Below are 24573 nucleotides of genomic sequence, written 5' to 3'. Positions count from 1 at the left end.
CGGGGGCATAACATGAGCATGCAATGGCTGTTGGCGCGCGCACCGGGATTCCAGGCGCTGCCCGAAGAAGACCGCGCAGCGATCTTCAACTTCACCTTCCTCTGGAGCCTGTTCGAGGCCCAGGTCATGGGCAATTTTGCGCGCGCCGATCTCATTTGCGCGAAAGCCGACGAGTGGCGCGATGCAGGCACGCTCGACGCCGACCAGTATGATGGAGAGCTGGCCTATTTTCGGCAGCGCTACTTTGCGAACGGCGTGTTTACACACCACTTCGCGCACCTTCATCTGCGTCCCGCCGATCAGCCCGACCTCGTTCGAGCGGTCCTCGACGGGAGCAACAACGAACCGCGCGATCGGCTGCTGACCGTGATGATGATCGTCTGGCGCTTTCGCAACAATCTGTTCCACGGCGAGAAATGGGCGTACCAGCTTCAGGGCCAGCTCGCGAATTTCACGCACGCCAATGCCGTGTTGATGCGGCTCCTCGAACGGCATGGGCAGTTGGCAGCCTGACGGCGTCAGGTGCTCCGCGGCTTCCGCCAGAATGGTTCGTCCGCATAGATGCTGACACCCATCTGTCCGCGCGGATTTTCGGCCGCCCAAGCCAGCACATCCTCGGTCGGGACGACCAGTCTGGTCTGGCCGGTCGGCTCCCAGCAGTTCTTGCCGGACTTCATGTAGAAGTCTCCGACACCCTCCACGTTGATCCGGCCGGTGCGCGTGCGCCGCAAGCCGAAGGCCGTGATCTGGTACGTCAGGATGCCTCCGTGGGTCCGGCGAACAACGGCCGCCGATCCCTCGGGCTGATTGCGGTAGTAGTCTTCGATCTCGGCCTCGGTCTGACGGGCGCATGGCGAAAGCTTACGGTCTGGCACGGCAATCCTCTCGTTCGGGGGCTATCGGCCCTCCGCTGCACACAGGCGACGACTAATCCCTGGTCGCGAACACCTTGCGCGTTCCCTTGAAGTCACCATCCTTATCTAAGTATCCGTCCGTCGCGGATCGAACCTGATCGTCGAGAAAAGCATCGAAGATCGATGCAATCTCGGTCGGCGTGAAATGAAAAAGCTGGGTCTTGCTTTGCGTGTCCGACGCGATGAGAAGGCCATCGGGCATAAATACATTTCCGGACAGCACGCCGATGACGCGCGCGTGCAGCATCTTGTCGGATATGACCTTCGGTGTCCGCTTCTCCGCGTGCCGGACCGTCAGATCATAGTTGTTGAAGATTTCGCTGGCAGTGCGGCTCACGAACGGTTCGCGCCAATCCACGTCTGCCTTCGCAAGCACCTCGTGAACCTCAAGAGCCGTGTTGCGGAAGCGATCTGTCACCAGCCGACATTCGATCAGCCGTCGCATGCAGACTGCCGCAACCCCGATCGCCCGTTCGAGCATATGATAAGGATTGTGTTCTGTCTCTGCGTCCGTCAGCGCCTCAGCAAGATGCAAATCGATCCGCCGTTTTTGTTCGGCCAGCTCGTTCTTCCATGTATAGGCCTGCCAGTCGGAAGAGCTGACGCTACCCAATTTGCGCATCTGCTCAAGCTGTTTTTCGATTTCTTCTTGCTGCATCAGAATCATTAGCCCCGTTGTCGATGCAGATATTATCCAACCTGAGCAACCTGCAAGGCTCCCGCTCGAAGCGGCCGGATCAGCGACTGCGCTGACACCGACGGATCGAGCCAGTCGGCCCAGGCGTCGCGTTCGAGAATGACGATCTGCCGGTCATGGTACGATGCTATGTCAGGCCCGGGCTCCATCGTCAGCATGGTGAAGGCCTCGCCGACATCCTTCGTCTCGCGCCAGATGCCGGCGATGCAGAAGATCGGCTCGTCGCGCTTGGTGAAGAGCCACTTGTCCTTCCGCTTCTTTCCCTTCTCGGTGGGATCGGTGAACTCGTAGAAGCCGTCGGCGACGATCAGGCAGCGGTTCGAGGTAAACTCGCGCCCATCCGAGCGGAAATTGTAGACCGGGCGCTTGTTCTGACCCGGCCAGCTCCACCGGCGCTGGACCAGGTCGCCTTCACCGCGCACGCCGTCGACCGTGCGGATGATCGGCGCGACATCCGTGATCTTGATGTCGTCCCGCGCCTCGATGTTCGGGGTGCCTCCGCCGAAGCGGATCTTGATCTTCAGGTCGGCGAAGTCCTCTATGATCGAGGCGACATCCACCTTCAGTCTATAGTCATTACACATCGGTCCTCCGTATCGATCGCCATTGCCTTTGCGGCCTTGTTCTTGTTATGTTCGCGGATCATGAGCGCGAAGGTTTTCGATTCCGACGCATCGCTCGACGAACGCCGTGTGATCATAAGGCGTGACGGCGGCGATGTTGAGATGGTGGAGCTGCCGTGGGGCCTTCAGCCTCGCGAGCGCGACGGCCGGCGGTTCACCGTCGTGCGCGCTGAGGGCCGCACCTTCCCCGCCTATCGCTGCCTTATACCGGCTTCCGAATTCCGCCACCGCAGCCACGGCAAGCACTACAGCTTCTCCCTCGCGGACGGCGACTGGTTCTATTTCGCGGGCATCTGGCGGCCGGCAACGCTCGACTGGCCGGAGGCCTATGCGATCCTGACGATCGCGGCCAACAACGACGTCGAGCCCTATCACGACCGGCAGATGGCTGTGCTGCGCCGGGATCAGCGCATGGACTGGCTCGACCTGACCCGCCCGGAAGAGGAGATACTGCGCCCCTTGCCGACGGGGAGTTTCCGTGTGTCGCGGCTGCGTGAAACCCAGGCGGCGCTCGCGTTCTGACATACTGAAACCCGCTTCTATGGAATTGCGATTTGGAGGGGAAAGCCTTCCCCTGCGGCCGAGCCTGCCGTCTCGCCCGACCCCTTCTGCGGGGAGACCCCGCAACGCCCCCTGAGAGTGAGAGTGGGGACGGTTTTTCCGTGACGGGTGAACAGTGGGAGAGAGGCTCTCACGACCGTCATGGAGATCAGTCCCATGAACATGCAGGTTCTCGAAGCGCGCCGTGACGCAGTCGGCGGCTATAAGGTCGATGTCAGCCGTGGCGCGCAGGTCAGTCGCGTATCTTCCGAGTGGTTCTCGCGCCCCGCCGACGAGCGCTACCTGTCGCTCAACGAGCTGGCGCGCTCGGTTCGTGACCGCGCCGATCGTAGCCGGACGCGGGTGGTGGAGAGCGCGCTCATCCATGTGGAGGCGAACCGCGGCGATGCCGAGCGACTGGCGCTCGTCTTGCCGGGCATGGATACCCCCATCGCCCCAACCCATTGGAGCTTCGGCCAACTGGCCAGCCTGGTCGGTGCCCCGGCCGCTTATCTACGCCAACTCCCCGCGCCGCTCGCCGCGATCAACCTCCAATATGGCCTGACGTCCAATCGGGCCGAGCAGATCAAGACGCTTGAAACCGACAGCGGGCGGGTCGAACTGCGCGCCGTTACAGGGCCGGATTACGGCCGCATCTATGACCACGAGCTGGTCGAGGCGGTGCAGCGCATCGCCGGCAACGGCACCGGCGACACGCGCTGGAAAGTGCCCGGCGTGCTGGATTGGTCAACTGGCATCTACAATCCGCGCGTAGATATCACCAAGGATACGACGACGCTCTATGCCTCCGACCGCGACGTCTTTCTGTTCCTGGTCGATGACCTGAACCCGATCGAGGCTGGTCGCCTCCCTGACGGCTCACCGGATCTCTATTTCCGCGGGTTCTACTGCTGGAATTCCGAGGTTGGCGCCAAGACGCTCGGCATGGCGAGCTTCTATCTCCGCGCGGTTTGCCAAAATCGCAATTTGTGGGGCGTGGAGGATTTCGAGGAAATCTCCATCCGCCACTCCAAATATGCAGCCAACCGCTTCGCCCACGAAGCCGCTCCTGCCCTACAGAATTTCGCCAATTCCTCCCCGCTCCCTTTCGTCAACGGGATCAAGGCCGCGCGCGAACGGATCATCGCCAAGACCGACGAGGATCGCACCGACTTCCTACGTCGCCGTGGCTTCTCCAAGGCCGAGACCGGCAAGATCATCGACTCGGTGCTGGCCGAAGAAGGCCGCCCGCCGGAGAGCATCTTCGATTTCGTCCAGGGCATCACCGCCGTCGCGCGCGACAAGCCCCATCAGGATGCCCGTCTCGACATGGAGGCAAAGGCGAAGAAGCTGCTCGATCGAGCTGCCTGACATCCGCAAAGCCGGAGATGCGGTTGTCCGTGTCTCCGGCTTTGCGCTTCCTCGTGCCCTCAATTCCGGTCCCCGGCGCTGCCCCCCTTTAGAGGAAGAGGGCGGCGCTTCGCTTCGTGACGGGTTTAGGGTCGAGAGAGAGGCTCTCGGCACCCGTCGCGGAGTAAATCCCGATGGCTACTGCAATTCAGAAGATCGTCCTGTCGTCTTCGCGCGACATTCCCTTCAATAAGCTGGTGCTCAGCCAGTCCAACGTCCGCCGCGTGAAGGCCGGCGTCTCGATCGACGACCTGGCGGCCTCGATCGCGCGACGCGGCCTGATCCAGAGCCTGAGCGTCGTGCCTGTGGTCGACGCCGAAGGCCAGGAGACCGGCATGTTCGAGGTGCCCGCCGGCGGCCGCCGCTTCCGCGCGCTGGAGCTGCTCGTCAAGCAGAAGCGCCTCGCCAAGATCGCGCCGGTGCCGTGCGTCGTGCGCAAACGCGACGACGAGGTCCTGGCCGAGGAAGTCTCGCTGGTCGAGAACATCGACCGCGCCCCGCTTCATCCGCTGGACCAGTTCCGCGCCTTCCAGGACATGCGGGTGAAGGGCAAGACCGAGGAGGAGATCGCCGCGGCGCTCTTCGTGCCGGTCCAGGTGGTCAAGCAGCGCCTCCGCCTCGCGGCCGCATCGCCCACCTTGCACGAGGTCTATGCCGAGGACGGCATGACGCTCGACCAGCTCATGGCCTTCACCGTCTCCGATGACCATGCCCGCCAGGAGCAGGTCTGGGAGGCGATCAAGGACGCCTGGTCGAAAGAGCCATATCAGATCCGCCGCATGCTCACCGAGACGACGGTGCGCGCCTCTGACAAGCGCGCCGTCTTCGTCGGCATCGAGGCTTATGAGGCCGCCGGCGGCATCGTCATGCGCGACCTGTTCCAGTCCGACGATGGCGGCTGGCTGCAGGATGCGGCGCTGCTCGATCGGCTGGTGGGAGAGAAGCTGAAGGCGACGGCCGAGACGATCGCCGCCGAGGGCTGGAAGTGGATCGAGGTCGCCGTCAGCTTCCCTTATGACGCGACGCGCGGCCTGCGCGAGCTGCAGGGCGATCCGCTCGACCTGACCACCGAGGAACGGGCGACGATCGAGGCGCTCAACGCCGAATACCAGAAGCTCGAGGCCGAATATGAAGGCGCCGACGAGCTGCCCGATGAGGTCGACCAGCGGCTCGGCGAGATCGAGACGGCGCTGTCGGCATTCGAGACCCGTCCGGTCCGCTTCGAGGCCGACGACATCGCCCGCGCGGGCGTGTTCATCAGCATCGCCCATGACGGCAGCATCGCCATCGATCGCGGCTATGTCCGGCCGGAGGACGAAGTTTCCGAACACGGCACCGAAGCCGATGGGAACGAGACCGAGCATCAGCCTCGCGAGCCCGGTGCGCCGGCCGCGCAGCGCGCCGTTATCACGATCGGCGGCCAGCCGGTCGAGGCGGAGGACGACGAGGACGATGCGATCAAGCCGCTTCCCGAGCGCCTGGTCATCGAGCTGACGGCCTATCGCACGCTGGCGCTGCGCAACGCCGTCGCCGAGAACCCGCACGTAGCCATGACCGCGCTGCTCCACAAGCTGGTCTCGGACACCTTCATGACCCGCATGTATACGGGCGCCATGGAGGCCGGCGTGAAGCACGTCTTCTTCCCGGCGCAGGACGATGGGCTGAAGGACAGCCCGTCGGCCCGCGCAGTGCAGGACCGGCACGCGGCCTGGGCGGGCGACATCCCGAAAGACGACGATGCCTTGTGGGACTGGCTCGCGGCTCTCGACGATGCCAGCCGGATGGCGCTGCTGGCGCATTGCATCAGCTACGGCGTCAACGCGCTATTTGAGCGACCGAACCCGCACAGCTCCGGCGGCGTATCGCAGCACACACTCGACATGCGGCTCGCCCAGGCTGACCGCCTGACGAAGGCGACCGGGCTCGACCTGGTGGAGGCCGGCTGGCGCCCGACCTTCGGCAACTACCTCAACCGCGTCACCAAGCCCCGCATCCTGCAGGCGGTTCGCGAGGGCGTCGGCGAACAGGCCGCGCAGCTCATCGATCACCTGAAGAAGGGCGACATGGCCAAGGAGGCCGAGCGGCTGCTCGCCGAGACCGGCTGGCTGCCCGAACCGCTGCGGCTGATCGACGATGCCGAAGCACTCAGGGCGGGCGCGGACAGCAATGACGATGATGGTGCGGCGCTGCCAGCATTCCTCGACGGCGACGACGACGAGGAAACCACAGCCGCTGCCGAAGACGAGGAATGCCACCTCGTCGCGGCTGAATAACGAAGGGGCCGGAGCGTAAAGACGCTCCGGCCCTTTTTTCATGCCAGCTTCCTAATCTGAGGCTGGACCCGCTCGCCGTCGATCCAAAGGGCAATCCGGCCATCGGCGACGAGGTCCGAGGTTTCGGCGACAAACCGCCGAACGGCTCGAGTGGTGCCGACAAAGAATCGATGCCTGTAACCCGCCGCTACTGCCGCGTCGGTAAATCCGTCGAGCGCGGCGTAACCGGACGCCTCTTGGATCTCAAATTGCACCGCCCACCGCGTGCGCCGCGGCCGCACTTCATCAAGGACCTCCACGCTGATGCGATGTTTTGATCCATTTCGCACCGTGATCGGCGCTATCGACTGCTTTGGGAATGTTAGAAGCTTTCCCACTAGTTTCTCCATCTTCAGCGGCTTTGAGAGGAGACGGGATTCGGTGAACCGCACAGCCGAGACCCGCCCGCGAAAATCGCGTTGGCAGGTCAGCGGCGGCCCGTTGGTTCGGGCAGTTCAGCTATTGCGACTATTGCCGCAAGCGGTTCTTGCCGTGCTTCGCGCACAGCGACCCTGACATGATCAAATTAGGTCTCGCGCGGCGAGTTTCAAGCGTCTCCATCGAGAGAGTTCGAGGGCTGCCGGGACGGGTTTGAGCCCGTCCGGTCGAGAGAGAGCGCCGGGCCGGCTCGCCCCTGTCCTGCTCTCCGAGGTTCCCCTCCATGCTTCATGCTCCGATCCCCGCCGCCAAGGCGGCTTCGCTTCCGCTCGGCCCGGCCGCGCCGCCGGCCGCCGCCATTCTCGCCGCCGCCGAGCGCATCCTCCCCCACCTCGAACAGGGCCGCGCCGTCGATGCCGCCACGCTGCGCAGCGCCATGGAGGACGCCTTCGGCGCGTCCGACGCATCCGGTGCCTGGGATTGGAAAGCCGCCTATGACGCTTGCGAGGCGGCGATCGTCCTGTTTCTGCGTAAATACGGAAAGCCGCTTTTCCGCAAAGCCACATTGCCGGCTTCACGGCTCTCCGCACTGACCAAGATCGTCGGACTGCTGCCGACGCAGACGCGCCGATCCGAAGAGGCGCAAGCCTTCCAACAATTTTCCACGCCGATCCCGCTGGGCCTTGCCGCGTTGACGGCGGCAACATTGACCCCGGCCGATCGTGTCTTGGAGCCGTCCGCAGGCACCGGCCTGCTCGGCGTCCTAGCTGAGACCGCGGGTGCATCGCTCATCTTCAATGAGTTGGCGGAGACCCGCGCCGATCTTCTCGCCTCTCTCTTTCCGGCCGTGCCCGTGACGCGCTTCGACGCCGCCCAGATCGACGACCATCTCGATCCGGCCGCCGTGCCGAGCGTCGTCATCATGAACCCGCCATTTTCGGTGATGGCGAAAGTCACTGGGCGCGTCGCCGACGCAGCCTATCGGCATGTCGCCTCGGCGCTCGCCCGTCTGGCCGACGGCGGACGGCTTGTCGCTATCACAGACGCGAACTTCTCGCCTGAGTCTCCGGCCTGGCGGGATGCGTTCGTCCGGCTGCAGGATCACGGCCGCGTTGTCTTCACCGCCGCGATCGCCGGCTCGGTCTATGCCAAGCATGGCACGACCATCGAGACCCGCCTGACGGTGATCGATAAGGCGCCGGCCGAGGACCCCGAGCATTTTTCAGACTCCGCCGGAATCGCGCCCGATGTCGCGACGTTGCTCGACTGGATCGACACGCAGCTTCCCGCGCGCCTGCCGGTTTCGATCGCGCGTCCCGCCGCGATACCTGCGGCCACGCCGCGCACAGTGCGGGGCTATCTCGCTCGCGCAGCGACAGCTCAGCCCGCCCGCCGCATCGCCCATGTCGAAGGCGCACCGCTTGCCTATGAGACGATCGACTGGACGCCGCCGGAGAGCAGCCGCCTGTCGGACTCGATCTATGAGGCTTACGCCCTCCAGTCGATCCGCATCGGTGGAGCGCATCCGCATCCGACCAAGCTCGTGCAGTCCGCCGCCATGGCCTCGGTCGCGCCGCCGAAGCCAAGCTATCGGCCGACGCTGCCGGCGCCGATCGTCGCCGACGGCATCCTCTCCGACGCCCAGCTCGAGACGGTGATCTATGCTGGCGAGGCTCATGGAGAATATCTCGCCGGGGCCTGGACCGTCGACGAGACCGGCGATCTCGTCACCGCCGCGCCGGATGATGCGCCGAACGCGGTTCGCTTCCGCCGCGGTTTCATGCTCGGCGACGGCACCGGCGCCGGCAAAGGCCGCCAGTCGGCCGGCATCATCCTCGACAACTGGCTTCAGGGTCGCCGCAAAGCCGTGTGGATCTCCAAGTCAGACAAGCTGCTTGAAGACGCCCAGCGTGATTGGTCAGCCCTTCGCATGGAGCGGTTGCTGGTCACACCTCTTTCGCGCTTCCCGCAGGGCAAGGCGATCCGGCTTCCCGAAGGCGTCCTATTCACCACCTACGCTACGCTACGGTCCGACGACCGTGGGGAGAAGCTTTCGCGCGTCAAACAGATCGTCGAATGGTTGGGCTCCGATTTCGACGGAGTGATCATTTTCGACGAGAGCCACGCGATGCAGAACGCCGGCGGCGGCAAGGGAGAACGGGGTGACGTGGCCCCGTCGCAGCAAGGCCGTGCGGGCCTCCGGCTCCAGCACGCGCTGCCAAACGCCCGGGTCGTCTACGTCTCGGCGACCGGCGCGACCACCGTCCACAATCTCGCCTATGCCCAGCGCCTCGGCCTGTGGGGCGGCGAGGATTTTCCCTTCGCCAACCGCGCCGAATTCGTCGAGGCGGTGGAGAATGGCGGCGTCGCAGCGATGGAGGTGCTCGCCCGCGATCTCCGCGCGCTCGGCCTCTACACGGCCAGATCGCTCTCCTATGACGGTGTCGAATATGAACTGGTCGAACATCCGCTCACGCCTGAGCAGACCCGCATCTATGATGCCTATGCCGGCGCCTTCGCCATCATTCATAATCATCTCGATGCGGCGATGCAGGCCGCCAACATCACAGGCGACACCGGCACACTGAACCGTCAGGCGAAGTCGGCCGCGCGCTCGGCCTTCGAGAGCGCCAAGCAGCGCTTCTTCGGCCATCTCCTCACCAGCATGAAGACGCCGACGCTCGTCCGCTCGATCGAGCAGGACCTGGCGGCCGGCCATTCCGCCGTGATCCAGATCGTCTCGACCGGCGAAGCCCTGATGGAGCGCCGGCTGGCCGAGATCCCGACCGAGGAATGGAATGACGTCCGCGTCGACATGACGCCGCGCGAATATGTCCTCGACTATCTCGCCCATTCCTTCCCGGTGCAGCTCTACGAGCCGTTCTCCGACAGCGAGGGCAATCTGTCGTCGCGGCCGGTCTATCGCGACGGCCAGCCCGTCGAGAGCCGCGAGGCCGTCGCGCGGCGCGACGAGCTGATCGAACGCCTGGCATCGCTGCCGCCGGTCCCCGGCGCGCTCGATCAGATCGTCCAGCGTTTCGGCACCGAAGTCGTCGCCGAGGTGACCGACCGCTCGCGCCGCGTCGTGCGCAAGGGCGACCGGCTTGCCGTGGAGAACCGGGCGGCCTCCGCCAATCTCGCCGAAGCCGCGTCGTTCATGGACGACGACAAGCGCGTCCTCATCTTTAGCGAAGCCGGCGGCACAGGCCGCAGCTATCACGCGGACCTTGCTGTCCGAAACCAGCGCCTGCGCATCCACTATCTTCTGGAGCCCGGCTGGAAGGCCGATGCGGCGATTCAGGGGCTCGGGCGCACCAACCGGACCAATCAGGCGCAGCCGCCGCTCTTCCGGCCGATCGCCACCGACGTGAAAGCCGAGAAGCGCTTCCTCTCCACGATCGCACGGCGGCTCGACACGCTCGGCGCCATCACGCGCGGCCAGCGCCAGACCGGCGGTCAGGGCCTGTTCCGGCCGGAGGACAATCTCGAATCCCACTATGCGCGCGATGCGCTCCGCCAACTCTACCTGCTACTCGTGCGCGGCAAGGTCGAGGGATGCTCGCTCGATCGGTTCGAGACCGCCACCGGCCTGAAGCTGATGGACGACAATGGCATCAAGGACGAGCTGCCGCCGATCACCACCTTCCTCAACCGGCTGCTGGCGCTGACCATCGAGCTGCAGGGCATCCTGTTCACCGCGTTCGAGCAGCTCCTGACTGCGAAGATCGAGGGTGCGATTCGCAGCGGCCACTATGACGTCGGGCTGGAGACGCTGCAGGCCGAGAGCTTCGTGGTCACCGACAGCCAGGTGATCCATGTCCATCCCGGCACCGGCGCGGAGACGCGACTGCTGACCATCACGCGCCGGGAGCGTAATCGCCCCGTCACACTGGCCACCGCGCTCGACCACCTTGCCGATCCGCGCGCGCGGCTGCTGGTCAACGGGCGCTCCGGCCGCGCCGCCGTGCAGATGACGGCCCCGTCGATGATGCTCGACGATGGCGAGATCGAACGCCGCGTGTGCCTGATCCGGCCGATGGAGCAGCACTATGCGCCGCTGCGCATAATGGATGAGAGCCATTGGGAGGAAGCCGACCGCGAGCGCTTCTCCGCCGCCTGGGAGGCCGAGCTTGCCGACGTGCCGGAGTTCTCCGACAGCACGATCCATATCGTTGCCGGCCTGCTGCTGCCGATCTGGAAGCGCCTGCCGGACGAGTCGACCAGAGTGTACCGGCTCCAGACCGATGCGGGCGAGCGGATCATCGGCCGCCGCGTCTCGCCGACCTGGGCTGCGAACGCCGCCTCTCAGGGGGCGAGCACGCTGACGCCGGAACATGCCTTCGCCGCGCTGATGGAAGGCCGCACGATCCTCGACTTGGCCGAGGGCCTCCAGCTTCGCCGCGCCCGCGTCATGAGCGCCTATCGCCTGGAGCTGAACGGCTTCACCGAGGCGATGCGCGAGCGGCTGCGAGCCTATGGCCTGTTCAGCGAGATCATCTCCTGGAAGCTGCGCTTCTTCGTGCCAGCCGACACCAATGGCGTGAGCATCCTCACCAAGCTGCTCGACACCTATCCGGTAGCGCGCATCTCCGAGCGGGAGGCCGCGTGATGTCTCGTCACGATGCTTCCGCTCTTGCGCACCGTCTCGGCCGGCAGGCCGAGGCGGTGTGCCGACACTACCTCTCCAGCGGGCGGCGCGAGGGCCGCTACTGGCTGGTTGGCGACGTGCGCAACACGCCCGGCCGCTCGATGTATGTGCGGCTCAAGGACTCGCCCAAGGGTCCGGCCGGCAAATGGACCGACGCTGCGACAGGCGAGCACGGCGATCTCCTCGACGTGATCCGGGAGAGCTGCGGCCTTATCGACTTCAAGGACGTCGCGGACGAGGCGCGGACCTTCCTCAGCATGCCGCAGCCCGAACCCGTGCCAGAACATCCTCGTCAGGCACCCGCTCCACACGGGTCGCCCGAGGCGGCCCGCCGTCTGATCGGCATGTCGCAGCCGATTACGGGCACGCTCGTACAGTCATATCTACGGGAACGCTGCATTACTGATTTACGCGGAACCGGCAATCTGCGCTTCCACCCGCGCTGCTACTATCGACCCGACGAGCATTCTCCGACCGAGACCTGGCCCGCCATGATCGCCGCCGTCACCGACCTCACCGACAGGGTCACCGGGGCGCATCGGACCTGGCTCGACCCGCGACGCCGCGACAAGGCGCCACTCGACACGCCAAGGCGGGCGATGGGCGATCTTCTCGGCAACGCGGTGCGCTTCGGCACGGGCGGCGAAGTCATGGCGGCCGGCGAAGGCATCGAGACCGTGCTGTCGGTCAGGCAGGTCTTGCCCGACATGCCGATGCTGGCGGCGCTCTCCGCAGCCCATCTCGCTGCCATCCTGTTCCCGGACACGCTGCGGCGGCTCTACATCCTGCGCGACGACGATCCGGCCGGTGATGGTGCGCGCGACAGCCTAGTTGAACGGGCGAATGCGGCCGGGATCGAGGCGATCGTGATCTCGCCCCAGCTCGGCGACTTCAACGAGGATCTCCGCACCCTCGGCATCGACGCGGTCAGAAGCCAAACCCGGATGCAGATCGGACCGCAGGACGTGGAGCGTTTCATGGCGCTGGCGGCCTAGCCGGCAGGAGGAAGGTGGCGGCGGTGACGCCACGCCCGTCCGGATGCCCCAAGTCGCCTGAGAGGACCGCGCCTCGGCCTTCGAGAGGGCGATCGGCCCACAGTCGGGCCGGCCCGGCAATGGCGGCGGTCGACTATTTTCCGGCGGCGCGTACCGCGCCTTTCCATCGCGAGGCAAAATAGCCGTCCTTCGCCATCCTCCGCTGCGCTTCGGCCCTGCGCTGCGCTCCGGGTGCAAGGCCGTCCCGCCGGTGGGCTTCGTCGCCATGAAGGCCGCGACGGTCGCGGTCCTACCGACGGAGCATCCCATGAACGCGCACGACGACTTCGAACCGCACCACGAATCCTCACCCACCGATCACGTCCTCAACGAACTTCAGCTCCACGGCTACCGGCCCTTCGCCGATGAACCGGATCAACGGCTCCTCCCGGACGGCAATTCAGTCGCCGGTGCCGTCGCCGACATCTTCGACGCCCTGATCGTCACGCTGGAGGACACACGCCTCGAACCCGACCTCGACGATCTCCTCTGGTCGACCGTCAATGTCTTCCACCGCGCCACCGAACGGATCACACGCGAACTCGACGACAACGAGCAGGCCCAGAAGCGCTCGCAGCGGGAACAGGATGGCAGCGAGGTGAAGTCGGTCGAACTCGAGCGCCAGATCGCCGAGGGCCAGACGCTCCTCGAACGCCAGGCGGCCTTCGAACTGATGCGCGACCAGGCCGCCGAACACTACGAACGCCATGTCGGCAAGCCGTGGCTCCCGCGCAGCGGATCGAAGGTCAACCATCGCAATCTTACCTCGGCGATGATCGACAGCCGCGACTTCCTGATGGCGAAAAAGCGTGCCGATCAGGAGGTCCTACTTCCTCCAGGCCCGAAGATCGCCGTCACCGGCGGGCTCGACTTTAACGATCACCGGCTCATCTGGGCCAAGCTCGATCAGGTGCATCAAAAGCACCCCAATATGGTCCTCGTCCACGGCAAGTCGCCGAAGGGCGCAGAGAAAATTGCCTCGCTCTGGGCGAAGAATCGCAATGTCCCGCAAATCGGCTTCGCACCCGACTGGACGAAGCACGGCCGTGCCGCACCGTTCAAGCGCAATGACGAGATGCTGGAGATCGTGCCGAAGGGCGTGATGCATTTCCCGGGCACGGGCATTAGCGACAACCTCGCCGACAAGGCCAAGAAGCTCGGCATCCCGGTCTGGAAGTTCGGCGGCGCGTAAGCGCCGTCAGACTTCGCAATACTTGTCGATCGCGAGTATTGTTGCACAGCCGAATATCAGAAAGGAAAAGCCTCTGAATCTCGACCTGGACCTTCCGCCGCGTACCGATCCGCTCATCATCCCCTGGCCGTCGCCGGGAATGCCCGGTGGTTTCCTTCAGTTCGACGATCCGCAGGCATGGCGGAGATTCATCGTCGGCCTCGGCATCGACGAGCGCATCCCTGACATAGTGCGCGCGAAATTCGCGCGTGCGCAGACGCTCTACCTTCTGGGCTGGGTCGACCTCGACGTAGTGAAGGCCGGCGAACTCGCAGCGCTGATCGCCCTCGAACTTGCCACGATGGACCGATACGGCGGCCAGATCCCGAAGAAGGGCCGCACCTTCGCGACGATGCTGAAGCACATGGTGGAAGTCGACGGCCTGACTGACGCGCACATCCCGATGATCGTCCGCACTGGCGGCACGGCGATCGGGTTCGTCACCGGCGAGGCGAAGCCCAGCCTCAGCCAGCGGCGCAACGGCATGGCGCATGGCGATCCGTTCGACGGTCTGCCGGTCGGCGGGCTGCTCGAGCTGGTGCGCGACCTGATCAACTATGCCTACCGCGACTACATCGCCAACGCCCCGGCATGGCGAATGCAGATGCTTCCCGACTGACGGGACAGGGCCGGCTACCGATGCCGAGCACCACACCCGCTTTTCTGCGCTGATCCTTGGCCAGACTGGCCGCTTGGCGCCATCAACCCGTAAAGGGTCGGCTATGCGAGCATGCCGCCGCTACGGCTGCGCCTTCGCGATGATTGCAGCGACCAGTCCGACACTTCGGGCGCCTGTCAGCGGGGGATGGTCCTCCGCTCTAAACAGGAGCCGGATCGATGTCCCTCAAGCAAGCGCAAGCCTTCGCCTTCAGCCTCGCCACCTCGCTGATGGCCGCCATCGTCATCTTCCAGGCCGGCGACGGCACCCACTCCGTCATGCCGGCCAACGAGTATGACGGCGACACCGCAGCGATAGTCCATGAGATCGATCCTTTCGCCTGACCGGGGAAACCCGGTCCGCCGAAGCGGAAATCCCACGCGATTTCCGCTCCCGGCGCGGTCGATCTTGAGCTATAGTCCGGTCGCGCCGTGGTGGTGGTGGCAGGCGCAACCGTCAGACCTTTTGGAACGGAGGCCACCACTATGATCATTCTCGCTATACTCGCATCCATCGCAGCAATAGGCTTGCTTTGCTGGCTGCTGTTCACGCTGGCAGTCTTCGCGCTGCCGGCCTTCGTGGGGTTTGCAGCAGGCGCCTGGGCCCACGGCACCGGGGCCGGCATTCCCGGCGCAATCCTGATCGGCGTGATCGCCGCGGCCGTCACCTTCGCGTTCGGTCAACTACTCATCACCTTCGCACGGCCGATGTGGCTGAAGCTCGCCGTCGCCGTCATCTTCGTCGCACCTGCAGCCGTCGCGGGCTTTCACGCCACCCATGGTATCGTGAAGCACCTGATGCCGTCGGACGCCTGGCAGATCACATTCTCCGTCATCGGGGCGATCGCCGTCGGCATCACGGCCTTCGTGCGGGTCGCGGGAATGGCTACGGCCGGCGGCCCCACCGGCCGGCACCTCGCGCGGGCCTGAGATCACGCATCTAACCGTCGCGGTACGGCCCAGGACGACGATCAAGGCGTGCGTCTCCGTCAGGAGTGTGGGCGGTTGCGGGGCTTAGAATGCGGACCGTCGTTCGGCACTGAGAGCGACCCACGGCGCGCGCAGGCGCAGCTTCAGCCGTCCGAGCTTGCGCCGAAATCCGGTGATGCGGGGACGTCCCCCGGGAGACCGGCTGGTCGTGATGCCATGATTGGCCCGGACAAGGGACGAGCTCGCCTGTAAGGTTCATTTCGATGTCATCTTGGCGGAAGTGGCGGCCGCCATCTCTCCCTTTCTGCCCGCCACTCGAGCGCTCCAAACGGCCTCTGCAATGGCTTGATCTGGCCGAAGGCCGGCTTCGCCGCGATCGCCTATGACGCAACAGCCGCGTCGAACTTTCTTCCCCTACCGGCTGCGCCGTCATTCCTCGCGAGACAGGAAAGCCCTCCTTAGCTGTCAGGCCCCTTCGGGGTGCGCCGTCGATCGCCTCCGGCCAACCGATCGCCATCGAGGCCGCAATGGAGCGGCTCGGGAACGAAAAAGGAGATTTACAATGGCGACCATCGGCACTTTCAAGAAGACCGGCTCGAACGAGTTCACCGGCGAAATCGTCACCCTCAGCGTCCAGGCCAAGAACGTGCGTATCGTCCCCGACCAGCGCGCCACCGGTGACAACGCCCCCAGCCACCGGGTCCTGGTCGGCCGCGCCGAGATCGGTGCAGCCTGGTCCAAGCGCTCCACCGAGGGACGCGACTATCTGGGCCTCAAGCTCGACGATCCGAGCTTCAACGCCCCGATCTACGCCAACCTTTTCGACGACGAGGATGGCGACACTTTCTCGCTGATCTGGTCCCGCCCCAACGGTCGGCGCGGCGACTGAGGCGCTGCGCAAGGCCCCGGCCGAGAGGTCGGGGCCTGAGCGATGCAAGGCGACCGAATCGGTTTGCCGCAGCGTTCTTTGGAAACCAGCGCGAAGGCGTGATTTAAGCTCGCCATTCCATCCCAAGGCGACTATTATAGTCGTTTTCGTGGCGTGCGCAGTCCCGGATGTAGGAGGTGGTCATGCATGATCACCGCCCGACAGTCTCGGGCCGCACGCGCGTTACTGGGATGGAATCAGGAGACGCTCGCTGACAAGGCCCTGGTATCGCTGACCGCTCTGAAGCGCGTTGAGTCCGAAAGCGGGCTCGCCGTTCACGAGTCGACGCGCGATCAGGTCCGGCGGGCGCTGGAGGAAAACGGCATCGTGTTCCTCAACTCCGACCAGGGCGAAGGAGTGATGATTGTCCGGCAAAACAGTGAGCGAGCACGACGAAGGCCCTAAGTGGCGCAAACCGTCGAACACCGCCGTCGATACGCTATCACCGCCGTGCAAACTCCATCCGTTTCGGTTATGAACCGGGAGGGGCGTTAACGATGACTGGAATCGAATATCTCGACCAACCTCCGACGGAGGCTAGGCTGACCGATTACGATCGGGCGCATCTGAAGACATATCTGCGCCTGCTCGACGCAGAAACGGACGGCGCGCCTTGGGAAGAAGTGGCGGAAGTCATCTTCGGAATCGACGCAAAATGCGAGAAGTCCCGCGCTGAAGAGGTCTATAGGAACCATCTGGCCCGTGCGCATTGGATGACCCAGAACGGATTTCGCGACCTGATCCGCACCTGCTTTCATTAACGATTTGAGCCGGCGGGTGATGCAATAATCGCATCACCCGCTCTGGTCTTCGGGCTTCCCAAATTGCGACTCTACCGAGCATCGTTAGAGCTTGCAGTCCTCGTGCTTAGCGAGGGGTGGGAGGCCATACGATGCCGGAGCAAGGCAGATGGCGGATCTCAACCGCCTATGATTACATTGATGAGCTTGACGCTCCAGATTTGGCCTGGGAATTCCTGAGGCGAAATCCGGAGTATCAGCGGGACTACGCGTTGCTTCGCAGTGAAGGGCACGACTCCGCGTCCGCACTCAAGGCGTTGTCCGACAAATGGGGGTTGTCTTTTCGCAGCCAACCCAGACGTCCCTGCGCCGTCAGCAAACACGAGCTGGACGCCCGAAGCCGACCCGTGGACGCTAATCCTTCAGGCTGCTCCCACATGGGCAGCACCTGCTTCGGACGATGACGTCCCAGGCATACCTTCTGCAAATCCTACTTCCGAGCGGATTGAGGCCGTCGGCGGGGACATTTGGGCGCGGCTGATCGACCCCGAGACCGGAGGGCGCCCAATCGCAGCAATCGTCATTCTCGATGACGCGACGCCCGATCGTCTCGAGGCGATCGCGCGATACTGGCGCGGCCTGCGGTCACCGCCGACGTCGCCAGACCCGCGATTGACCACGCAGCGTAGGCAGCGCCTTAGACAAATGCTCCGAGCAGTCGACGCGCGCCTAGAGCGTCAGACCTATCGCGCGATCGCCATCGCTCTCTTCCCAAATCACAAGATCGACGCAGCCTCGTGGGCGGGAGACGCGCTTCGCGAGACGACCATACGCCTCGCTCGCGACGGAATGAAGCTGGTGCGCGGTGGCTATCGCGACCTGCTCCGGCGCCCGCGGAAATCATAGCAACGACGCCCCTCCAGGGTGTCGATTATCTCTCGAAATCTTCGACATCGCGGATCGCCTTCGATCGATCGACCGTGCGCTGGAACCGCCGCCGTCATCCGGCAGCACCCCAGCACCACACGGAGCTTCGATCATGGCCGAGAGCGCGACAGTCCACGTTCCCCCTCGCTTCCTGCGTACACCGGAGGCGGCTCGCTTCCTCGGCCTGTCGGGCCGCACGCTGGAAAAGCATCGGACCTACGGCACGGGACCGGCTTTCAAAAAGCTCGGTGGTCGAGTGGTCTATGCGATCGCGGATCTGCAGGCCTGGGCCAATCGTGGCACCAAGAATTCGACCGCGGATACCGACACGATCCTGCCGGCAAAGCGTCACGAACCGGCAGGCGCGGCACGCAGCCACGCGCCCCAGCGCTGAGCGATCTGCGGATGTCGGCGCGCCATCACAGCAGCGAACGCGAGCAGCTCGATCTCTTCCGGGCGCTGCCCGGCGATCTCGCGCCGCGCGATGCGCAGGACCTGATGGCGTACCCGTTCTTCGCGCTCGGCAAGTCGAAGCGGATCGCTCCGATCGACTTCAAGGCCGGCTCCGTCGTCATCCGCGTCGAGGCCGTGCCCGAGCATGGCATGGCCACCATCTGGGATGCCGACGTGCTGATCTGGGCTGCGTCCCAGATCGTCGAGGCGCGCGACCACGGCTTGCGGCCGTCGCGCCTGATGGCGACCACGCCCTACGAGATTCTGCAATTCGTCGGACGAGGCGTATCCTTACGCGACTACGACCGGCTGAAGGCCGCGCTCGACCGCCTCCAGTCGACCACGGTGGCGACATCGATCCGCCAGCCGACCGAACGGCGGCTGCACCGCTTCTCTTGGATCAACGAGTGGAAAGAGCGCGCCGATGCGCGCGGACGGCCGCTCGGGCTCGAATTGATCCTGCCGGACTGGTTCTACGCCGCCGTCCTCGACGACGCGCTCGTGCTGACGATCGACCGCGATTATTTCGGTCTGACGGGCGGCCTTGAACGCTGGCTATACCGGCTCGTGCGCAAGCACGGCGGAAAGCAGGAGTTCGGCTGGAGCTTCGATTTTCCGCATCTCCACGCCAAGTCCGGCTCGCTCTCGCCACTCAAGCACTTCGCCTACGACCTGCGCGACATCGTCCGTCGCCAGCCGCTGCCCGGCTATCGCCTGACCATCGAGCAATGCCTCGGCGGTCCCGAAATCCTCTCCTTCAAACCCAACGACCCGCACGCGCTCGGCATCCCGCGCCAGCGTCGCCGCGCGCTCGCCCGCTCTGGGGATAAGCTGTGAATCGTCTCGTGCTATCAGGGACCGGACCCATCGTGCCATCGAGGACCCGATCCTCGTGCTATCGGGGACCGGAATCGTCGAATCCGCTTGCTAAATCAGCAACTTGCGAGCCCTGTAACTTCTCTAACCTAGATTCCTTCGGAATCTTTCTAACGCAACGGCCATTTTCGGCCGCTGTGGACGAGTCCCCGATCGCCGGGAGACCGTCATGATCGTCGCGCTGCTCAACCAGAAGGGCGGTGTCGGCAAGACGACGATCGCGCTCCATCTCGCCGGCGAGTGGGCTCGGCAAGGCCATCGCGTCACCCTGATCGACGCCGATCCACAGGGGTCTGCGCTCGACTGGTCCCAGCAGCGGGCGCGCGAAAGCCTGCCACGATTGTTCGGTGTCGTCGGCCTAGCGCGCGATACGCTGCATCGCGAGGCGCCCGAGATCGCCCGCGATGTCGACCACGTCATCATCGACGGGCCGCCGCGGGTCGCCGGGCTGATGCGCTCGGCGCTGCTCGCTTCCGACCTAGTTCTGATCCCCGTGCAGCCATCGCCACTCGACGGCTGGGCGTCGGCCGAGATGCTCACGCTGCTTGGCGAAGCGCGAATCTACCGGCCGGACCTCAAGGCGCGGTTCGTGCTCAACCGCTGCGCTGCGCGCACCGTGCTCGCAAGAGAGACCGCCGAAACGCTCGCCGATCATGATCCGCCACTGCTGGCGACCACCATAGGCCAGCGCATCGCCTTCGCAGATGTGGTGCAGCGCGGTCAGCTTGCGGCCGAACAGGACGATACATCGCCTGCCGCGCGGGAGATAACCGCGCTCGCTGCCGAAGTCGCGAGGCTCGGAGCATGAGCGAGCGGTCCCCGAAACACAGCTTCGCATCCCGCCCGGTCGATCCCGAGAGCTGGATCAAGGCCCCGGACCGGCCAGCGCCGCGCGCGGAGGCCGGCGCCGACTTCATCGCCCGGCTCACGATCGATGTGACGGCCGATATGCGCGGCCGGATCAAGATCGCCGCCTTCCAGCGCGGGCAGACGGTCGCCGACATGCTGCGCGCCCTGTTCGAGCGCGAATTCGCCAGCAACGAAGGAGAACCGCGATGATCGGCGCCGCCGACACGTCGCAGCGCAGCGGCTTGCCGCGCGCATTTGCGGCCGATGTCCTCACTCATGTCGAACTGACGTGGATCGAAAAGAAGATCGAGTTCTGGATCAGGTTCGGCCACGAGACCGCCGAACAGATCCTCGACCGGCGTCGGCGCGTCGTGTCTTTCGCTCCGGGTAGCGTCTTCGCCTTCGTTCGCTGGACGTCGAACGACTACGGCACCGTGCTCTCGCGCCTCGACATCGTGCGCAGTATCCATCCCGGTGAGCGCTGCCAGTCGCTGCCGTTCGTGAGCCCAGGCGGTGACATCCTGTTGCGCGCCGATGGCTGGCCGAAGGTCGAGCGCGTGCTCCACCACATCGACGCCATCGAGGCGCGCGGCATCGAGGCAACCGACGTCTCGCCGGATCACTGGCGGCACGTCCAAAACCGCCTGACCATCGGTGAACCGCCGCGGACTTACTCCGAGCAGCAGCATCGCGCCTTCCTCCTGCGCCGGAGGATCATGCCATGAGCCGCTTCGCCTATGTGATGGTCACCTATTTCGTGACCATGGGGATCGCGATCGCATCGTTCGTCGATGTCCCGAAAAAACTCATCTGGAACGCCTCCGCCAGCACGCCGATCGGCCTCTATGCGATCAGCCCAAGCGACACTTTCGAAGCGACCGACCTGGTGGCGCTCGACGCGCCCGAGCCGCTCGCAACCTTCCTATCCGATGGCGGCTACCTGCCGCGCGGCGTGCCGCTTTTGAAGCGCGTCGCCGCGCTCCCGGGACAGCGCGTTTGCCGGACCGGGCTCGCCATCACTGTCGACGGCGTGCCGTTGGGCGACGCCCTCGACCGCGATCGTCGTGGTCGCCCGCTCCCCGTGTGGCAGGGCTGCCGACTGGTCGCGGGCGGCGAGTTGTTCCTGATGAACTGGCAGGTCCGCGACAGCCTGGACGGTCGCTACTTCGGGCCGCTTCCGGCCGCCGCCGTGATCGGCCGGGCCACCCCTCTCTACACCGACGAGGACGGCGATGGCCGCTTCGTCTGGCGCGCGCCGACGCGGTGACGGCACGCCCATGACCCTGTCCACCGCAACTTGAAGGAGACGACCAATGCCCGTGATCGGTCAATTCACGCGCGAGAATGATGGCTTCATCGGCCACCTGACGACGCTGTCATTGCATCAGGACATCATTATCGTCGCGGCCGAACCGTCCGATGCAGAGAACGCACCGGACTTCCGCGTCCATGTGCTCGACACCATGAGCAACGAAACCGGCGCGGAGGTCGGCGCGGGCTGGAAGCGCACCGGCGAGAAGGCCGGCGACTACGTCTCGCTGCAACTCGACGATCCGACCTTCGATCATCCGATCCGCGCCAACCTGTTCCAGTCGACCGACGACAAGTCCGCCTGGGGCCTGCACTGGAATCGCCCGCCTAAGCGCGGCGAGCGGGACTGAACGATGCCCGCCGCGCGCATCCAGCCTGTCGTCGGAGGGAGGATCGCCCTCCGACGTGCAGCCCTCTTTCTCCTTTCCGGCCTTCTGCTTGCCGAGCCCCTGAGCGCCACCGCAAAGGCGCAGACCGCGCCGACAGAACGACCGGTGCGCGTCGATCCCTATGCCACCTTCATCACCGAGGCCGCGCAACGGTTCGGTGTCCCGGAGCATTGGATTCGCGCGGTCATGCGCGTCGAAAGTGCTGGCGACGTCCGCGCGGTCTCCTCGGCCGGCGCAATGGGACTGATGCAGATCATGCCCGCCACCTGGACCGATCTGAGTGCCCGTCATCGGCTCGGCTCGAACCCCTACGATCCGCGCGACAACATTCTGGCGGGCACAGCCTATCTGCGTGAAATGCACGATCGTTACGGCTCGCCGGGCTTTCTTGCGGCCTACAATGCCGGTCCCGGTCGCTATGAAGAATATCTCTCCGGCCGCCCACTCCCGGCCGAAACCCGCGCCTACGTTGCCACGCTCGCACCGATCATCGGCAGCTCGGACGCCCTTGCTCCCGTTACGGTCGCAACCGCCGATCCCAATGCCTGGACGCGCTCACCGCTCTTCGTCGCGCAATCCGAGCGCGCCGCCAATGCCGATCCTACGGCAAATGATGGCGCATCGAGCGAGGCTCCGGCTGCAACTCCGGTGCGCGACGTTACGACCACCGCTCCGCAATCTGCTGGCCTGTTCGTGGCCCGCAATGGTGATGGGGGACCGCGATGACCATGTTCGCGCCCTGTCGTGGAATAGCGTGCTCTGGCGGGCGATGGGCGGTCAGGACGGGAGGAGCATGCAGCACAACCGAACGATGGCGAGATAAAAGCGGGCGATGTGCGCCTTGGTTCGGTTGTGTATTTTCAGAGACTTATGGCGCATCTGCGCGATGTGCGCCTGATCGGCGCAGCCTGCGCATTCGCCATTTCACCAATGTTTTCCGCTCCGTTGCGCGATGTGCAGGGCCTCGGCCATGAGCGGCGAGGACGATTTCCGCATCCGGCCCGGCCGCATCCGCGCGACCCGCGCGCAGCAGGCACGCCCCTTCATCGCCCAGGCGCTCGCCGCCGCCCAGCGTGCCGGGGGGCGAGTCTCACGCTCCGGCAAAGTCACCTCGGGCAACCGCTCGCGTTTCGGGCGCGGCCAGCGCGCTACCGTGCAAGCCAATCGGCTGCTCACCAGCCGTTCGCGCAACACTGTCATCAAGACGCGCGTCGTTCGCCACACTGCGCGCTCAGCGCCGCTCGCGGCCCACCTCAGCTACCTGCGGCGCGAAGGCGTCACCCGGGATGGGGAGAAGGCCCGGCTGTTCGGACCCGAAACTGAGGATGCGGACCCGAAGGCCTTCGCCGAGCGGACCCAGGACGATCGGCATCATTTCCGGTTCATCGTCTCGCCGGAGGACGCGGTCGAGATGTCGGACCTCAAGACCTACGCCCGCGATCTCATGGGCCAGATGGAGAAAGACCTCGGCACCAAGCTGGACTGGGTCGGCGTCGACCACTGGAACACCGACAATCCCCATGTCCATATCATTTTGCGTGGCCGCACCGACGACGGCCAGGACCTCGTCATCTCGCGGGACTACATCAAGGAAGGTATGCGCGCCCGCGCGCAGGATCTCGTCACGCTGGAGCTTGGCCCGCGAACCGATCACGAAATCCGTCGCAATCTCGAACGCCAGGTCGAAGCCGAGCGCTGGACGAACCTCGACCGCCAGCTTTCACGCGACGCCTACAGGACAGGCGTAATCGATCTCGCGCCCAGTCCCGATCGCCAGCCCGATGAGTTCCACGCCATGAAGGTCGGTCGGCTGCGCAAGCTGGAGACGCTTGGCCTCGCGGATCAGGTCGGCCCCGGCCAATGGGTCATGTCGGAAAATGCCGAAGGCACGCTGCGCGAACTGGGTGAACGCGGCGACATCATCAAGCGCATCCATCGTGGCCTGACCGAACGCGGCATCGAGCGCGGCGCGGCCAGCTATGTGCTCGCCGGTGAGAGCCTTGACGACCCGGTCATCGGCCGGCTGGTCGATCGCGGTCTCGACGACGAATTGAAAGGAACGGCCTATGCCGTTGTCGACGGCACGGATGGCCGTACCCATCATATCAAGCTGCCCGACCTCGACGCGGCTGGCGATAGCGCGCCGGGATCGATCGTCGAACTGCGCAGATTCGATGATGCCCAAGGCCGACGGCGCGCCGCCCTCGCGGTCCGCTCTGATCTCGACGTCGAACGACAGGTCACGGCGACGGGCGCGACCTGGCTCGATCGGCAAGCCATTGCCCGCGATCCGGTAGCGCTCGGCGCCGGCGGCTTCGGCGCCGAGGTCCGCCAGGCGATGGACAGACGAGCCGAGCATCTCGTTGGTCAGGGGCTCGCGGAACGCCAATCTCGCGGGGTCAGCTTTTCGCGCGGCCTGATCGATACGCTCCGCCAGCGCGAGATCGACGCCCTCGGCGAGAAGCTTGCAGCCGAGACCGGACGACCGTTCACGAAAGCCGGGACCGGCGAATATGTCGCCGGCAGCTATCGGCAACGCTTCGCGCTCGCATCCGGTCGCTTCGCCATGATCGACGATGGCCTCGGCTTCCAGCTCGTGCCGTGGTCGCCATCCCTCGAACGGAAACTCGGCCAGCATGTCTCCGGCGTCTCGCGCGGCGACGGGGGCGTCGACTGGAGCTTTGGCCGCAAACGCGGGCTCGGCATGTAACCCGATCAAGAAAGGA

28 protein-coding genes are annotated in these 24573 nt (G+C 65.1%); 24 read left to right on the top strand and 4 right to left on the bottom strand.

The annotated features are described in order from the left end of the window. The first annotated feature begins 12 nt into the window (after positions 1-12). On the top strand, positions 13-513 hold the full coding sequence (locus RHEC894_RS09330) for a hypothetical protein (RefSeq protein WP_245339509.1): 501 nt from the start codon (positions 13-15) through the stop codon (positions 511-513). A 5-nt stretch (positions 514-518) separates the two neighbouring features. Here RHEC894_RS09330 and RHEC894_RS09325 read toward each other — a convergent pair whose 3' ends face one another. Genes RHEC894_RS09325 through RHEC894_RS09315 form a run of 3 tightly spaced genes read right to left on the bottom strand, consistent with a single transcriptional unit; the run spans position 519 to position 2195 of the window. Then, a complete protein-coding gene (locus RHEC894_RS09325; protein ID WP_010065373.1) occupies positions 519-875 on the bottom strand; it encodes a hypothetical protein in 357 nt (118 codons plus the stop codon). 52 nt (positions 876-927) lie between these two features. After that, positions 928-1572: a hypothetical protein gene (locus RHEC894_RS09320; RefSeq protein WP_085738917.1), complete on the bottom strand. Its 645-nt coding sequence runs from the start codon at positions 1570-1572 to the stop codon at positions 928-930. 32 nt (positions 1573-1604) lie between these two features. Then, the gene (locus tag RHEC894_RS09315; RefSeq protein WP_085737051.1) at positions 1605-2195 is read right to left on the bottom strand and encodes an SOS response-associated peptidase; all 591 of its coding nucleotides are present in this window, start codon (positions 2193-2195) and stop codon (positions 1605-1607) included. A 57-nt stretch (positions 2196-2252) separates the two neighbouring features. Here RHEC894_RS09315 and RHEC894_RS09310 point away from each other — a divergent pair, with 57 nt between their 5' ends. The 3 genes from RHEC894_RS09310 (at position 2253) to RHEC894_RS09295 (ending at position 6457) form a co-directional block, all read left to right on the top strand. After that, positions 2253-2756, top strand: a complete 504-nt coding sequence (locus tag RHEC894_RS09310) for an SOS response-associated peptidase (protein WP_206427920.1) — start codon at positions 2253-2255, stop codon at positions 2754-2756. 195 nt (positions 2757-2951) lie between these two features. Next, on the top strand, positions 2952-4145 hold the full coding sequence (locus RHEC894_RS09300) for a DUF932 domain-containing protein (RefSeq protein WP_085737048.1): 1194 nt from the start codon (positions 2952-2954) through the stop codon (positions 4143-4145). Between the two features lie 173 nt (positions 4146-4318). Further along, positions 4319-6457 (top strand): ParB/RepB/Spo0J family partition protein, encoded by a 2139-nt coding sequence (locus RHEC894_RS09295; protein WP_085737047.1) that lies wholly within the window; start codon positions 4319-4321, stop codon positions 6455-6457. Positions 6458-6495: 38 nt separating this feature from the next. Here RHEC894_RS09295 and RHEC894_RS09290 read toward each other — a convergent pair whose 3' ends face one another. Further along, on the bottom strand, positions 6496-6834 hold the full coding sequence (locus RHEC894_RS09290) for a hypothetical protein (protein WP_085737046.1): 339 nt from the start codon (positions 6832-6834) through the stop codon (positions 6496-6498). 323 nt (positions 6835-7157) lie between these two features. Between RHEC894_RS09290 and RHEC894_RS09285 the strand changes: the two genes are divergently transcribed. The 20 genes from RHEC894_RS09285 to RHEC894_RS09195 all read left to right on the top strand — a co-directional run bounded on the left by RHEC894_RS09285 (position 7158) and on the right by RHEC894_RS09195 (position 24557). Continuing rightward, entirely contained in the window at positions 7158-11483 is a 4326-nt protein-coding gene (locus RHEC894_RS09285) for a strawberry notch family protein (RefSeq protein WP_085737045.1), read from the top strand. Next, positions 11483-12517: a toprim domain-containing protein gene (locus tag RHEC894_RS09280; protein WP_085737044.1), complete on the top strand. Its 1035-nt coding sequence runs from the start codon at positions 11483-11485 to the stop codon at positions 12515-12517. The genes RHEC894_RS09285 and RHEC894_RS09280 overlap by 1 nt, the downstream gene beginning before the upstream one ends. Positions 12518-12824: 307 nt before the next feature. Next, entirely contained in the window at positions 12825-13748 is a 924-nt protein-coding gene (locus RHEC894_RS09275; protein ID WP_085738916.1) for a DUF2493 domain-containing protein, read from the top strand. A gap of 139 nt (positions 13749-13887) precedes the next feature. Beyond that, positions 13888-14406, top strand: coding sequence for a hypothetical protein (locus RHEC894_RS09270; RefSeq protein ID WP_245339508.1), 519 nt, complete (start codon positions 13888-13890; stop codon positions 14404-14406). A gap of 218 nt (positions 14407-14624) precedes the next feature. Further along, entirely contained in the window at positions 14625-14789 is a 165-nt protein-coding gene (locus RHEC894_RS32950) for a hypothetical protein (RefSeq protein WP_164517680.1), read from the top strand. Positions 14790-14930: 141 nt separating this feature from the next. After that, complete coding sequence (locus RHEC894_RS09265; RefSeq protein WP_085737043.1) at positions 14931-15374, top strand: hypothetical protein; 444 nt, start codon at positions 14931-14933, stop codon at positions 15372-15374. A gap of 562 nt (positions 15375-15936) precedes the next feature. Next, a complete protein-coding gene (locus RHEC894_RS09260; protein WP_085737042.1) occupies positions 15937-16263 on the top strand; it encodes a DUF736 domain-containing protein in 327 nt (108 codons plus the stop codon). Positions 16264-16449: 186 nt separating this feature from the next. Continuing rightward, entirely contained in the window at positions 16450-16707 is a 258-nt protein-coding gene (locus RHEC894_RS09255; protein WP_085737041.1) for a hypothetical protein, read from the top strand. Positions 16708-16799: 92 nt separating this feature from the next. Continuing rightward, positions 16800-17063 (top strand): DUF2285 domain-containing protein, encoded by a 264-nt coding sequence (locus tag RHEC894_RS09250; protein ID WP_085737040.1) that lies wholly within the window; start codon positions 16800-16802, stop codon positions 17061-17063. A 131-nt stretch (positions 17064-17194) separates the two neighbouring features. Continuing rightward, a complete protein-coding gene (locus tag RHEC894_RS33350) occupies positions 17195-17506 on the top strand; it encodes a DUF6499 domain-containing protein (RefSeq protein WP_245339507.1) in 312 nt (103 codons plus the stop codon). After that, complete coding sequence (locus RHEC894_RS09240) at positions 17460-17948, top strand: DUF2285 domain-containing protein (protein ID WP_089152728.1); 489 nt, start codon at positions 17460-17462, stop codon at positions 17946-17948. The genes RHEC894_RS33350 and RHEC894_RS09240 overlap by 47 nt, the downstream gene beginning before the upstream one ends. A gap of 133 nt (positions 17949-18081) precedes the next feature. Then, the gene (locus RHEC894_RS09235) at positions 18082-18363 is read left to right on the top strand and encodes a helix-turn-helix domain-containing protein (RefSeq protein WP_085737038.1); all 282 of its coding nucleotides are present in this window, start codon (positions 18082-18084) and stop codon (positions 18361-18363) included. Positions 18364-18374: 11 nt separating this feature from the next. Further along, positions 18375-19259, top strand: a complete 885-nt coding sequence (locus tag RHEC894_RS09230) for a replication initiator protein A (protein ID WP_085737037.1) — start codon at positions 18375-18377, stop codon at positions 19257-19259. Positions 19260-19467: 208 nt separating this feature from the next. After that, on the top strand, positions 19468-20106 hold the full coding sequence (gene parA / locus RHEC894_RS09225; protein ID WP_010068359.1) for a ParA family partition ATPase: 639 nt from the start codon (positions 19468-19470) through the stop codon (positions 20104-20106). Beyond that, complete coding sequence (locus RHEC894_RS09220) at positions 20103-20357, top strand: hypothetical protein (RefSeq protein ID WP_010068358.1); 255 nt, start codon at positions 20103-20105, stop codon at positions 20355-20357. Before parA ends, RHEC894_RS09220 begins: the two co-directional genes overlap by 4 nt. After that, entirely contained in the window at positions 20354-20872 is a 519-nt protein-coding gene (locus RHEC894_RS09215; protein ID WP_085737036.1) for a DUF2840 domain-containing protein, read from the top strand. Before RHEC894_RS09220 ends, RHEC894_RS09215 begins: the two co-directional genes overlap by 4 nt. Then, positions 20869-21414, top strand: a complete 546-nt coding sequence (locus tag RHEC894_RS09210) for a S26 family signal peptidase (RefSeq protein WP_085737035.1) — start codon at positions 20869-20871, stop codon at positions 21412-21414. Before RHEC894_RS09215 ends, RHEC894_RS09210 begins: the two co-directional genes overlap by 4 nt. A gap of 46 nt (positions 21415-21460) precedes the next feature. Further along, entirely contained in the window at positions 21461-21808 is a 348-nt protein-coding gene (locus tag RHEC894_RS09205) for a DUF736 domain-containing protein (protein ID WP_010065862.1), read from the top strand. Positions 21809-21811: 3 nt separating this feature from the next. Continuing rightward, complete coding sequence (locus RHEC894_RS09200; protein WP_085737034.1) at positions 21812-22573, top strand: lytic transglycosylase domain-containing protein; 762 nt, start codon at positions 21812-21814, stop codon at positions 22571-22573. A gap of 244 nt (positions 22574-22817) precedes the next feature. Next, on the top strand, positions 22818-24557 hold the full coding sequence (locus RHEC894_RS09195) for a VirD2 family relaxase/mobilization nuclease (protein ID WP_085737033.1): 1740 nt from the start codon (positions 22818-22820) through the stop codon (positions 24555-24557). Positions 24558-24573: the final 16 nt, after the last annotated feature.

The sequence above is a fragment of the Rhizobium sp. CIAT894 genome, assembly GCF_000172795.2.
GTDB lineage: Bacteria > Pseudomonadota > Alphaproteobacteria > Rhizobiales > Rhizobiaceae > Rhizobium.
This window is presented reverse-complemented; position numbering and strand designations above follow the sequence as displayed.